Origin of the sequence: Sphingobacterium sp. PCS056 (assembly GCF_023273895.1) — a bacterium.
Lineage (GTDB): Bacteria > Bacteroidota > Bacteroidia > Sphingobacteriales > Sphingobacteriaceae > Sphingobacterium.
This window is the reverse complement of sequence record NZ_CP096883.1, coordinates 1,489,457-1,503,493: the sequence shown is the minus strand read 5'-3', so window position 1 is coordinate 1,503,493 and position 14,037 is coordinate 1,489,457. Positions and strand designations below refer to the sequence as shown.

At 37.8% G+C, this 14,037-nt stretch carries 7 protein-coding genes and 1 pseudogene; 6 read left to right on the top strand and 2 right to left on the bottom strand.

Annotated features, from left to right (window positions below; all coding sequences use genetic code 11):
- The first annotated feature begins 97 nt into the window (after nt 1-97).
- Nucleotides 98-1,467, top strand: a pseudogene (locus tag MUB18_RS21945) (IS3 family transposase).
- 317 nt (nt 1,468-1,784) lie between these two features.
- Here MUB18_RS21945 and MUB18_RS06385 read toward each other — a convergent pair.
- On the bottom strand, nt 1,785-2,969 hold the full coding sequence (locus tag MUB18_RS06385; protein ID WP_248755343.1) for an acyloxyacyl hydrolase: 1,185 nt from the start codon (nt 2,967-2,969) through the stop codon (nt 1,785-1,787).
- Nucleotides 2,970-3,605: 636 nt separating this feature from the next.
- Between MUB18_RS06385 and MUB18_RS06380 the strand changes: the two genes are divergently transcribed.
- From MUB18_RS06380 to MUB18_RS06360, 5 genes are all read left to right on the top strand, one after another.
- A complete protein-coding gene (locus MUB18_RS06380) occupies nt 3,606-6,737 on the top strand; it encodes a SusC/RagA family TonB-linked outer membrane protein (RefSeq protein ID WP_045752990.1) in 3,132 nt (1,043 codons plus the stop codon).
- 10 nt (nt 6,738-6,747) lie between these two features.
- Nucleotides 6,748-8,325 (top strand): RagB/SusD family nutrient uptake outer membrane protein, encoded by a 1,578-nt coding sequence (locus tag MUB18_RS06375; protein WP_248755342.1) that lies wholly within the window; start codon nt 6,748-6,750, stop codon nt 8,323-8,325.
- Between the two features lie 1,561 nt (nt 8,326-9,886).
- Complete coding sequence (locus MUB18_RS06370; RefSeq protein ID WP_248755341.1) at nt 9,887-10,486, top strand: helix-turn-helix domain-containing protein; 600 nt, start codon at nt 9,887-9,889, stop codon at nt 10,484-10,486.
- A 249-nt stretch (nt 10,487-10,735) separates the two neighbouring features.
- Nucleotides 10,736-11,209 carry a hypothetical protein gene (locus MUB18_RS06365; protein ID WP_248755340.1) on the top strand — a complete coding sequence of 158 codons (474 nt, stop codon included), beginning with the start codon at nt 10,736-10,738 and terminating at the stop codon, nt 11,207-11,209.
- Nucleotides 11,210-11,302: 93 nt separating this feature from the next.
- Entirely contained in the window at nt 11,303-12,361 is a 1,059-nt protein-coding gene (locus MUB18_RS06360; protein WP_248755339.1) for a hypothetical protein, read from the top strand.
- A gap of 411 nt (nt 12,362-12,772) precedes the next feature.
- On the opposite strand, the gene MUB18_RS06355 is transcribed toward MUB18_RS06360, so the two are convergent.
- Complete coding sequence (locus MUB18_RS06355; RefSeq protein WP_248755338.1) at nt 12,773-14,014, bottom strand: hypothetical protein; 1,242 nt, start codon at nt 14,012-14,014, stop codon at nt 12,773-12,775.
- Nucleotides 14,015-14,037: the final 23 nt, after the last annotated feature.

The window sequence follows — 14,037 nt, the reverse complement described above, 5'->3', positions numbered from 1 at the left end:
AAATAACCCCATTTTAACTGCGCTATTATTTTAGATAAAGAAGGTGCGCCATAATGCAGTGCCCCCAAAAAGTTAGACACTTTCTGGGGGCATTTTTATGAATAAGAAAAACAAGCACAGTTTTGAATTTAAGTTGAGCTGTGTTAGACAAATGGATGAGCATTATCGTTCTGCAAAGTCTTTGGGAGAAGAATTCGGGATTACGTATTCTTTGTTTGAGACGTGGTACAAAATATATAAGTATCAGGGGGAATCGGGGCTACTTCCCAGGAAAGGGAAAAGACACTTTAGTGCTTCTTTTAAGCTTTCTGTCCTTACTGCAATCCGAGAAGAAAGTTTATCTTTGAAAGAAGCCCGTGTACGCTTTGACCTTTCCTCGGATGCCCATATCATTGAATGGCAGAAAAGGCTGGACAAGTTTGGTCCAGAAGGATTGGAGGCACGGCCAAAAGGGAGACCCTTGATGACAAAGAAAGCAAATCCGCAGATCAAGCGAAAAGTTAGAAAAACGAATAAAGCGCTCACGCGTGAAGAGGAACTTTTGCAGGAGAATGAGTATTTACGTGCAGAAAATGCCCTGCTAAAAAAGCTCAGCGCCTTAGCTCAAGCCGAAAACAAGCGAAAGCCATAATGGAGCTAAGGCATCAATTTGATCTTGATATCCTGCTGAGTTGCGTTAAAATGGCAAGAAGTACTTTCTATTATCATTCCAAGAAGGAGGGACAAGCAGATAAATACGAACAGGTGAAAGCGCAAATCAACAAAGTTTACCATGTACATAAGGGCCGCTTTGGCTATCGCCGCATTACCCTGCAGCTCAAACGGGATGGAGTGGATATGAATCATAAGACCATTCTTAGATTAATGAGGGAAATGGGTTTGAAGAGTCTGATCAGGATAAAGAAATACAGGTCATACCGGGGTGAACTGGGCAAGATCGCTCCCAATATCCTCAACAGGAAATTCCAGGCTGAGGGGCCTTTGCAAAAATGGGCCACGGATATTACTGAGTTCAAAGTCAAGGAAAAAAAGCTGTATCTCTCCCCAATAATTGATCTGTTTAATCAGGAAGTTATAAGTTATGAAATTACTGACAGGCCGGTCTTTAAAGGGGTAATGGATATGCTCAAAAAGGCACTGCCCAAAGCAAGGGGGGCATCACAACTGCTTTTACATTCTGATCAGGGCTGGCAATACCAAATGCCTAAATATCAACAGTGGCTCAAAGAAAACGGAATCACTCAAAGCATGTCCAGAAAAGGAAATTGCCTTGATAATGCCGTAATTGAAAATTTCTTCGGAATTTTAAAATCAGAACTGTTTTATCTAAAACAATACGAATCAACAGAGAAGTTAAAAAGCGAAATAGAAGATTATATCTCCTATTACAATAATCAACGGATAAAACTAAATTTAAATGGAATGAGCCCGACAGAATATCGAGCTCATTATTACAAATCTAATTAACTAAATTTGTCCAATATTTTGGGGGCAGTCCATAAGAGGGCACCTTCTTTATCATCAGTTGTACGAAAATAACCATGCAAAATAACGGTACACCCACCAACTAAAATAGATCTGACTTCATCTTAATTCAGAGCTGTCTGAAAATCTCTGAAATCCTCCTTAAAGATATGTTCCATCATCATGATATTCTGGAATCTGCTTTAAAAGCTGTCCTATTCATTCTAAATGTCTTCATATATCAGATGATCATATTGACCGTACACCTCATGTAGTGATCCACTCACGAATATGAACTCATCTTCATTAAGCAATACGTATTACTGGTTTTTTTTCTTTTTTAACTGAAGCCCATACCCCATGGTCCACTCGATAAAATCAGCCTTTCCAGCATGTGCTTTAATGGAAACTCCCGTAAAGATATCACGATACACTTTGTACCGCACCCCTGCCCTGAGGTAGATCGGGCTGCTCTCCCCATTAAATTTGTTGCGGTGCAGATAAGCGCCCACGTTACCATTTAAATATAATCTGGGGTTGAGCACATGATCGATATAAAACGCAGGACCATACGAGAACAATGCTCCAAACGAACCCGTTTTGTCTCCCGCCACTTTTTGGTCGTGACCGCTTGCGGAATAGAAAGCATCCATTCCTGCACCGATGCGCCACTTATAGCCAAGATGTTTGCTGTAGTAAGCACCGAGTGTTGATTTAAAATATTGTTTATCATTTTCACGGTCGATCTGCTTAAATCCAAAAGCATAATTAAAGCGAAGCTCCTGTTTATCATCCATTGGACGGATCACCGATTTTCTAAAATCAAAAGGTTGGCTTGATGGACTATAGGAAACCGATAGGCTTAAGGGCAACAAATTGATCCCTGTATTGGGCAATGCCAATGCACCATTGCTAAAGTGATGGAACGCAAGTCCAGCACCCAGTTGAAATTTTGAGCTCAATCGATAATTGGCCTGTACCCCCAGATCGATATATACATTATTTTTACTTCCAATGATCAAGTTCAATGGATTTTCTTCCTCATTATAAGGATTAAATCGACCCGATAAACCCAGTGCAATGCGATAGTTAAAATTCCATTTACTATTTACTTTTGGAGCGATCGGAATCGCTACGAATCCATATACTGCAAAGGGGTCTCCAAGATGCTCCTGACCAAAGGTACTGCTGTACACACCTATACCATAGATGGGGTAATGGTACAATTCATTGTACACACTCTGCACCGAATCTTTATACTGGCTCTGGAAACCAATGCGAAAGTTGATGCCATTGTAATAAGAATCAGCCAGTGTCTCTTTAGTACGTTCATTCATCTTCAATTCGCCACCACTTTCATGTTCAAGCTGAAAGATCAATCTAGGCTTGCCCGAACCGGTCGCTTTACTGGAATCTAAGGAACTTGAAATACGAGGAGTCACCTGAGCGGCCAATGAAAAGGAAGTAAATGCTAGGGCGATAAAAATCAGAACTCTTACTGTCATGAAATGGGTACTTAATTTAAAAGCGGATTAATTTGTTTAAAAAACGGTTAACTCGGAGTCAACATTTGAAAACGCACAAAGGTAACAACTCCATGTTCAATTGCAAAACAATAAGATGTTACATCAAAAGACCAAGAAGGTCGTTTGCTACTCACTTAATAGCCCTCACAATAGTAACACAGTGACCCTTTAACATCATAATGACAGCGTGATGCAGCGATATTCCAGATTCCATCGACTGATTGTTCTTTAGCAACATCAGCTATATTTCACCTTTTACCCCAGGCCATGCTTATGCATAGAGCAGTGTGTACACATGTTCAGGTATATCAAATTAATTGGCGCAAGGAGATAGGAGTACCTGACCTAGTTACCCTAAAAAAACAGCTTGCTTGGTCTTAAAACAAGCTACGTACATGAATAAAATCTCAACAAAATATAGGCGCTTTTGATTATCCTTGTCCCAAGCTAAGACAGGTAAGAATATGTTTTTAATCTTAAATTGTAAATATTGAACGCCTCATTTTACGCAATCGATTGTCTTTTTGCACTCCTTTTGTTTTATTTTTTTTTGGTGTATTTTGGACACTTATGATGTCAAATCATAACTAAACCACACTCACTAATTAATACATTATGATAAAAAAGATTACTAAACCTTTTTTTGTAACTAGCTTTTATCCCATGACATCTGCCCTCATGTTGGCTTTGACTTTGCCCAATCATGTACGTGCAAATCATGCAGATAATAACAGTATGCAATCTCAGCTCAACCAGCAGCAAGCTGTCTCGGGCTCAGTATCTTCCAGTTCCGGTCCCCTTAACGGTGTCACGATAACTGTTAAAGAAAATCCTGCATTAGCGACTTCAACGGATAATAAAGGAAAATTTTCAATCCAAGCTAAGTCGGGCCAAACCTTAGTTTTTTCTTTAGTTGGATTTGAAAAATTAGAACAGGTCATCACATCAGCCAATATGTCTGTACAACTTACCGAATCCAACGAAACGTTGAATGAAGTTGTAGTTGTTGGTTTTGGAACCCAGAAAAAAGTGAACCTAACTGGAGCAGTACAAGCAATCAGCAGTAAAGATCTACAAGATCGTCCAGTAACCAATGTGTCAACGGCATTACAAGGTAAATTTGCGGGGGTTACGATCATTCAAAACTCGGGACAACCCGGCAAAGACGGCGGAACGATTCGTATCCGTGGACTGGGTACTACCAACAATGCCAACCCTTTAGTTTTGGTAGATGGTGTTGAGAGCTCCATGAACAATATCAACCCCAATGATATTGAAAACATCTCTGTCCTAAAAGATGGTCCTAGTGCCGCAATTTATGGATCTAAAGCGGCCAATGGGGTTGTTTTAATCACCACAAAAAAAGGGAAAATGGGCGATCCGCAATTAACCTATAGCGGTTATGCGGGCTGGCAAGATCCGACACGCTTACCCAAATATATGCGATCATACGATCATGCCGTTATCTTGAATGAAGCATTAGCAAATCAAAAATTAGCACTGCGATTTTCAGAAGCAGACTTAGAAGGATTCAAAAATAAATCTAATCCCGACAAATATCCCGATACCGATTGGTTAGATTTATTATATTCTGGAAGCGGTCTACAGCAGTCACACAATCTGCAGTATTCTGGTGCTACCGAAAAAGTAAATTACATGGCTTCTTTGGGTTTCATGGACCAGAAAGGTGTTATCGACGTCGCTAAGTCCGATCGTTATAACTTTAGAACAAATCTGGGAGCTAAAATTACATCAAAGCTTTCGATGAATTTAGGCTTATCCTATAACTATCAACGAATCAACGAGCCTGTAAATCCATATACAGGAGATATGGCTCAAATTTTTAGACAGGCCAACCGCATCCCCTCTTTTATTCCCTATAAATACTCCAATGGATATTATGGCTATTATGGCGATGGAAATCCCATTGCCTGGTTAGACATGAAATCGACTGATGCCATGATCTATAAACATGCCAACATCAATGTATCCGCTGAGTACCAAATTGTAGAAGGGCTTAAATTTAAACAGGTCGTGAGTTTCCAGCCTAGAGATAATATGTCTTCAAAATTTGTAAAGGAAATTCAATTCTATGATAACACCACGGGGTTGCCCAGTCAAAAACAAGGTGTAAATAACTTAACGGTTTATAACAATCAAGAAGAATTATTGACGCTTCAATCCTTACTAACCTACGACAAGACTTTTGGCAAGCATCAAGTTAATGTGTTAGGTGGTTTTATGGACGAAACCAGACGTGCTGATTTTTCAAGTGCATACCGTCAGAACTTTTTAGGCACTGAATTGCAAGAATTAGTACTAGGAGACCCATCTGGACAAGTGGCAAATGGTGGAGCTAAAAAATTGATTTTAAGATCCTATTTTGGTCGTATCAATTATGTGTTTGCTGATAAGTATTTATTTGAAGCCAATGTGCGACGAGATGGTTCATCCAGATTTGTCAGTAGCAATCAGTGGAATACCTTCCCATCATTCTCTGCAGGATGGCGCATAGCACAAGAAAATTTCTTTCAAAATTCAAGTTTAGCAAATTCCATATCTGAATTAAAACTTAGAGGCGGATGGGGTATCTTAGGTAATCAAACGTTAACTGGTGTAGGCGAAAACGCTTACCCGACCAACGACGAGTGGTATCCAGGCATTTATACCATCAACTCTGGTTTTAACTATGCATTTGGCAATGCCTTGTCGTCTGGAGGCACCGTTTCTGTTGCCGCAAATCCAGCTTTGCTGTGGGAAAGATCGGTCAGTTCCAACATCGGTTTAGATTTAAACTTTAAAAACAAGTGGAGTTTTGTAATCGATTATTTCAATCGCACGACCGATCGTTTATATACAACTTTACCTATACCAATTCAATTTGGACTTCCTTCTCCGACTCAAAATGCCGGAAAAGTTAGAAATAGAGGTCTTGAAGTTCAAGCAAATTATGCTAACAGAGCTGGAGAATTTAAATTTGACATCGGTGCAAATGCATCTTATATTAAGAATGAGATCCTAGAGTGGAAATCAGATGCTGCGGAGCCACATTCTACTTTTTATGTCCGTGATCGTGGCTTACCACTTCGTTCCTTTTATGGTTATGAGACATTGGGTATCTACCGTTCCGATCAAGAATATGTGGATTCAAAAGTTAAAGGTGTAACGGGTGATGTTGGTGCAGGCGATTTAATCTACAAAGATCAAAACGGTGATGGTAAAATTGATGGAAATGACCGTGTTTATTTAGGTTCACCTGATCCTAAATTTATTTTCGGCCTTACGACGAATTTCTCCTACAAAAATTTTGATCTCAACATGTTTTGGCAAGGAGCTGCTGATGTAAAAGGATACCTCTGGGGTGAAGCCTTAGGTAGCATTACCGGTTCGGATAAACCAACAGAAATTTATGCCGACCGTTTCCATATTGTCAATAATCCAAATGGATCGATGCCTCGTGCGCTAACTTCATGGAGTCAAAATTCGGCCTCCACAAATCCTTCCGATTTTTGGGTTCAAAATGCAAGTTATGTCCGTTTGAAAAACATCACATTAGGATACAATATACCACAAAGTGTATTGAACAAAATTGGTATCAAAGGAGCGAAAGTATACTACAGTGGTCAAAACTTATTGACAATTACAGGATTTGCCAATGGATTTGATCCAGAAGCACCAGCAGATTCAAGAGGAAATTATTACCCACAGGTAAAGACCAATATTTTTGGTTTGAATGTTAACTTTTAAAAGAAAAAGAATGTTACGTAAATATAAATACATCGTATTGGCATGTGCCTTAGGATTAGCTTCTTGCGAGTCATTAGACCAACAGCCATTAGACCGATTAAGTGAAAAAACGTTTTGGACGTCAGAAAAAGAAACGCTTTTTGCGGTAACGGGATTATATAATGGATGGGAGTCCGGAAGTCAGATCTTTTACATGGATTGTGCCTCAGACAATTCACATAATGATTTTTCACATGAAGGCTTTCAACAGATCGGTAATGGATCGTTCAACCCGACAAACCCAGGTAATGCGAGTTCCAGATACACCTACACACATATTAGAAGGGCAAACTGGATTTTAGAGCATATTGATCAAGCTCCAATTGCGGCAGATTTAAAGAAAAGATTAATAGCAGAAGTCAAAACACTGCGCGCTTATCGCTATTTAGATTTAGCTATTCTTTTTGGTGACGTGCCTTTAATCACCAAAACCTTAACCATTGAAGAATCCGCAGTTCCTGCAAACCCAAGGGCAGAGGTATTTAAATTTATCGAAGATGAATTAACAGCCGCGGCAGCAGATCTACCTGTCGTTCAAGCTGAAAAAGGAAGAATGACCAAAGGCGCAGCCTTAGGTTTTTTAGCTCGAACTTATGCTTTTCAGAATAAACATGCTGATGTTTTGAAGGCAACGCAGCAAATCATAGATTTCAACCATTATCAATTATTTAATGACTATGCCAATCTGTTTGAGGCTGCCAACGAAAATAACTTAGAAGTCATTTCAGATATCCAGTACATCGAAAATACATTTGGTTATACCGAGCTGGGTATTATGATGCCGAATACCATTGGAGGTTGGAGTTCGATTATTCCGCTCCAAAGCCTGGTAGACGCTTACGAAACGAAGGACGGAAAAACCATTGCTTCCTCTACGACTTACAACCCTGCTAAACCTTATGATAATCGAGATCCAAGACTAGCTGCTACGATCGTCTACCCAGGAGCATTGTATGCTGGAAAATACTTCGACCCATTAGGCGATACCAAAGATCATCCGGCAAGTGCAGATAACGCATCTACTTCAGGATATAATTACCGTAAATATCTTCAAAACCCTTCATCTTATAGTAATGTGTGGAATGTAGGCGTGAATATTATTGTACAGAGATATGCGGAGATTTTACTGCTAAATGCTGAAGCTAAAATTGAACTAAATCAAATTAATGCGACCGTTTACGATCAACTCAACAAGGTAAGAGTAAGAGCAGGTTTACCTAAAGTAAATGAATCTGAATATGCCTCTCAAGGCAAGTTAAGGGAGCTGGTTAGGCGCGAATTTAGAGTTGAATTAGCCGGTGAAGGTAGACGCAGATTTGACATTATCCGTTGGGGTATTGCCAACGATGTGATGAATGCAACCGTCTACGGAAGTCTATCCAAAGGATCCGTCAATGCCACTACAGGTGAAGTTACTTTTACAAATTTAACCGATCGATTCCTAGTGGAAAAAAGAACCTTCACTGCTGGTAAAAATGAACTTTGGCCGATACCGCAAAGTGCCATTGATGCAGGAAAAGGAAGTTTAGTTCAAAATAAAAATTATTAACATACCACTGATCTCCTGTTAAAAGACTGCCTCTACTTAGTTGGGGCAGTCTTATTTGTTATTTTTGGATTAGAGACATCCTAACGGAATATTTTTAACCTTTGAGCTATACCCAATTTAGTGCACTATTCGTTAATCGTTAGTCTTACTCCATTACCTTTCTAGCATTCTCTCCTATTCAACTTGACAAAGAATCGACTGGTCACAAAGCTGATCAGCATACCTAAAGCGGGCATCATCGCTGTTTGAGCAAGATTTCAAAACGAAAAACTAGCTCCGATCGAACAGGTGGTACCTCCTACACACGAAAGACGAATATCATTCCATTTCATTCACGACCTCCTTTTCTGTTTCAAGATCCGGACTTGATAACATTTAAATGAATCAACCGGAATATATGTATAAAGTTTACTCATTATCGTGATCTATCTGATTGCTAGCTCTAATGTACCCATTCATACCGAGGGAGACTCGATCCCAAAGTCATTTGTTTACCCTCGGCAGAAAGGGGATTTATAAACACTCAAACCTTATTTTTCATATTCCTACAGATCAGCATCTCAAGGATCATAGCTGCATGGTGTTTCATTAATTTACCGCGACGTATCATTTATATTCTGATCCATGATCAGCTTACGCCCTAAGAAGCACAAAAACATATTTTTTCCATCGATGATCGCGAGTAACTTTCCCTATTAATATGAGCATCATGCTAAAGATTACAGTAGGCGCAGTCCTGCGATCAATACTTAAGAAATCTTCGTGTCACCAAGACAGCCTCTGCGGCTAATCATTAAGATTAAAAAAATACATTTTTAAGTTCTCGTCAAGGGTTAACTTGGTCATCGCGCTTTTATATGCATGTATTTGAAATAAAATCCGATTCAAATATGCAGAATTTCTATACAACAAGCAAATGTAGCTTTGCTTACAATAAATAATTCATTACTTTTAATGTGTCAAGAATAAAAGAACAAAAATTGATTGGTATAGCATACGAGACTGCATAAATGAATCGGCAAAACCAGCAAGGTCAGGGCTCTCAACATGGCAGCAAACCATTATCGCCAGCTTTCATCGCCCTACACAGGTAGATGGGTCCTTCTTGGTTTTTAAGAATCTGCAAACTATTCCGGTTCTCGAAGCTTGTTTTTTAGCAATGTATCAGTGGCATGATGCCCTTCCCGATCTGGAGTCGGCGGCCATAAAATTGGATTTTTAAGCTCTTTTCTTTTCATCATATCATTGGTTAAAATATGTATTCAATGAAAATGAGTCTGTAGTCGAGTAATCAGGCTTTACATAAACAAGGTAAGCCCCTACTCTACACTGACACCTGGTACGGCAAAGAACCTTAGACACAGTTTCGAATAGGGAGCTTGCCCCTTCTATTTGTAAAAATACAAAAAGTCTGGGGGCTGCAAACCCTACGCCTCGTGTCTATTGAAATTTGCCGTTTCGGTATCGAGACTCCAATCAGTCAACTGATTGTAATACAAACATAATAAAACTGTATGAAATACACAAGTATAATGAACAAAAATATTTTACATACAACATAATGGCAAAAACAGTCAATAAAGAGTTAGCAAAATTTATTTCAGACCGTTTCAATGAAATGATGAAAGCAACAGAATTGGAACTTGAAGTATTTGCTGCATATGCAAAGATTGGATACCGTAATTTCAGAACTTACCATAGCAGAACCATTCGAATTTCGGTCGAAACATTGAAAAAGATATGCGACGCTTATCAAATTACGCTTACTGATTTTTTCAATTCCGATCAAGCATTGTCCATTAATCCAAAGGTCATTAAACATGCCCAAGAATTTCAAATAAAATACGTGCTTGCCAAAAATAAGCTGTTAAAAGATGAGGGAGATAAATTTGTTACCAAACCCATCGGATCCGGCAACAAATGGGAACGTGATATGATGAAATACATTATTTTTCATACAGATTATTTCAACACATCAAGGTCAATTGCCGAAATGGCTATCGATTTTGCAAAAGATTTTGAACTTGTCCTCGAATCTGGTCGTATTTATGAATTACTCCGCAAATACGTGGATCATGAAATAAAAAGAGAAAAATCCACACGCATTAATCATGATCATTCTACTTCAAATAGAATGATATTCCTTTATAAAAAAGCATAGCAATAGCTATATTTGGTCTGTCAACTTGTCGAATAGTTTATAATATTTTGATTTGTTATCAATCACCATCATGGATTGTCTTAAGGATATTATACGGAGATGTCGGTCGACCTCTTATAGGGTTTAACTCAATCAGCTCAAGCAAATAAAACGGCTAGATAAACTTAATACTATAAAAGCTTGAATTTGTTATTGAAGAACAAATTGGGTCGCGAATAGATCCAAAAAGAAGTATTTAATAAAAAAATTATGACTAAAATTATTGCTACCTGTATTTTCGTCAGTTTGCTATGTACCACATTGATTAAAGCACAAGAAAAATCAATTATTGATACAACAAGCGTGGTTTTTGAAACAGTTGAAGCTCCTCTTCATCCCCCAAAAGGGATAAAGAATTTCAAATTGCAGTGGATTAATTATTTGGATTCTCTGAATCAGGCAGGTGTATTAACGAATAAAAAACTATATTCCGACTATGTATTTAAGGTTATCATTTCAGATCGGGGATTTTCTGTTACCAAGGATAATATTATTCCAGATTTTATTTTGTCTAGTTTCTTAAAAAATCAGAAAAGATGGTCAATGGGAATTCAGTCAGGACACCCCATAATAAGTCTCTTAAAAATGAAAATTCCAAAAGAAATTTTTCAGAGTTGGGAAAAAAGCAAATTACAGCTAATCCCAGATTTAGTTGAACGTGAAGATTTTTTTAATAAATATTGAATATTTATCTAAATAAGCCTTATTAATGAAGATTGAAGGAGCTTAAAAGACAATTTCTCTACATAATCTAAAACAAGATGTTAATCATATCACATGCAAGATAAATCTGTGAACACCTCCACTTTCATCACTTTACTCATTTCAATTTTTTCTTATTCCTGTCATGGTATTTTAGAACGTAACGAACAACCACTGGATTCCGCATATGTACCTGTTCAAGAAATCAATGAAAATTATCGTTCTGATATTTTCGAGGTAAAATTATTTTGTAAAACCCAAGTATCGAGTTCAAGTTCACCCAATCCGATACGCATATTTCAGTCCGTCAATAACCAACTCATTGTTTCTTGTGATGCCGAAAAAAATGTGAAAACCCAAGGTGATATGGTTTATTATAAGATAAAAAACAACGGGACTGTTGAAGACAGCTTACAGTTAAACCTAAATCAATACTGGCCCGATTTCATTGATGATTTTATAATTTTCACCACTGATGATCAATCTTACTATACTACTTGGCCTCAAAATGGCGATACCTCAAGACATGCTATTCAAATTTTAAATCAAGACCTAAATTGGAACGAAGAAAAAGTAAATAAAAAAATTGAACAGGTAAAAAAGAATGTACCATATTGGTTTTTAAAAAATGTGACCAAAAATGATCAATACTATATGCAGTTTTTCTATTATGAAAACAAGCAATGGTACCTGTTGTGGCAAAAAGTATCGGAATACAAAAGTCCTGATGATCAGGAGACAGCCAATCGCTTCAGAAAGGATGTTTTTTGGACAGGAGAAATAGATCCATATCTACCCGAAAATGTTAATTTTGTGCATTTTCATCCAGAAGAAAAATTAAAATACAGCCATAATATTGGAGGCGGAAGTCCGGGGTTTAGCGTCACGAACTGGCGAGGTAAAGCTTTTTTTCAAACAAAAATTGGAGAAAATGACTTTAATTTTTTCAGTCCTCATATTGCGGTGGAAAAAGAAAAATTTGACAATTATAAAAATAGATTTTATACCATTGTAGAATCATCCTATCCCGCAATAACATTCCGACCGTCATTTTACATTTCCCCCAATGGATTTGCTTTTTATTCTTCAAACAGCCAAAGCATGTATATCATCCATCAAAAAACAAGTCAATAAAAGGTATAAAGGATTCTATATGTTTCAATTCTACGAATATGGACAGCGTAGTCATATAGGATTATGACCTAAGAGTCAGTACAGTACAATAATGCATCTTAGGTTATTCAATAAAGCGGCTTCTTCCATGCAGCCAATTGTACTCAGAAGTAATTCCAATCAGTCGGGAACAACATACTCTAAACCTATTAGAATACCTTGAACAAATAGGAGATTGAGGAATAACAGAAATTGCTCACATTGCCAATATGAAAAAAAAGATGATCCGTTTTTAAAAACGGTATTAAGCATCATATTAAAAACACTACCTCAGTTGATAAACGTTTATAATAAAACATAAAAAGAGGTTATCTCAAAAAGATAACCTCTTTAAATAGCTAAAAAAGCATAAAACTCTTTTGATCGTGTTTATTAATATTTAACGATACCGTATGCCGATGTCATACCACCTTTGATTTGAATTCCTCTTTTAAATTCATTTTTATCGGTATCATAACAAGCGATATACCACTGAGAATCTACAGTTTTAACAAAAACATATGCTTTACTACCTTCAATTAGTACACCGTTGGAAGGTACAATTTGAACTTTCCCTAATCCAGAATCATTCAGATTTTTGACCATCACCTTCTTGTTGATATCAAAAATATAAGCGCCCAATAGTGCTTTTCCGTCTTTTAGGTAAGTATGCTGATCCGATTGCTGCCCCATAAATCCTTCCGAGAATAAGCTGTAGTTGGACAGATCAAAGGCATAATCCGGATCGATCTCTGTAGTACCTGCTTTGACACGCAACAAGGTGTAGAATTTATCCTCGCGGATCGTCGTAAAATAATAGTTCCCGCTTTCATCAAAAAAACTTGATTTTGTTTGATACCAAGTACCTGTTGTATGTCCATATTGATCATTAGATGCGATCTTTTGATTTTGCAAACTTGGATAGTCCGCAGTCAATACATAAGCGACTTGCTTTGCTGGAGCAGCCCACTCCGGTGTTAGGTATAAAAATCCGACATAGATCTTCCCATTTCTAATACCTAAACTAGTTGGAGACAACTGGATTGTTGATTTTTCATAAAATTCATTTGGTTTACCCGCTTTAGCGATTGCCGGAACTTTAAAATTTAATGCCGATTCGCCCTTCACGATCATCGTTGCTGTATCGATAATAAATAAGCGCTTATCAATAGCTTCCGTTGACGCATTATATTGAGCCGCCCAATTGATAAAGTTTAAACGGCCATCCATAAATGCGGATTTCATCATCCCTAAATAGTTTCCCGGATTAGACACCACCGCATTTCCTTTTTCAACGATATCACCCGTTGCAACCGAATATTTAAAAACAGCGTTTCCATCCGTTATAAAAATATTGGATCCCTCCCGCACACCATATGTCTGGTCTATTTTCCCCGTGACATCAATACCAAACCCGACAGGCGATACCGACCCCTCTTTCACCAGGTCCTCTACAGGTAAAATATAATCGTGCTTTTCACCAGCTGCTTCCACCTGTATGGTTACACCATACTTCCAGTCTTTCGCGATCTCTTCTGGAGCCGGATGATCAGAAGAATTTTTACAGGCTGCAAAACTTAAAGCCACAGTGGCCAGTAGACATGATTTTTTAAAATAAGTATTAAAAAAACGCATAGTTATATAGTATAATTGTTAAT

What these genes read in the sequence shown, in the direction of transcription:
- MUB18_RS06365 (WP_248755340.1), top strand. Translation starts at nt 10,736, where the DNA reads ATGACTAAAATTATTGCTACCTGTATTTTCGTCAGTTTGCTATGTACC.
- MUB18_RS06370 (WP_248755341.1), top strand. Translation starts at nt 9,887, where the DNA reads ATGGCAAAAACAGTCAATAAAGAGTTAGCAAAATTTATTTCAGACCGT.
- MUB18_RS06380 (WP_045752990.1), top strand. Translation starts at nt 3,606, where the DNA reads ATGATAAAAAAGATTACTAAACCTTTTTTTGTAACTAGCTTTTATCCC.
- MUB18_RS06360 (WP_248755339.1), top strand. Translation starts at nt 11,303, where the DNA reads ATGCAAGATAAATCTGTGAACACCTCCACTTTCATCACTTTACTCATT.
- MUB18_RS06385 (WP_248755343.1), bottom strand. Translation starts at nt 2,969, where the DNA reads ATGACAGTAAGAGTTCTGATTTTTATCGCCCTAGCATTTACTTCCTTT.
- MUB18_RS06355 (WP_248755338.1), bottom strand. Translation starts at nt 14,014, where the DNA reads ATGCGTTTTTTTAATACTTATTTTAAAAAATCATGTCTACTGGCCACT.
- MUB18_RS06375 (WP_248755342.1), top strand. Translation starts at nt 6,748, where the DNA reads ATGTTACGTAAATATAAATACATCGTATTGGCATGTGCCTTAGGATTA.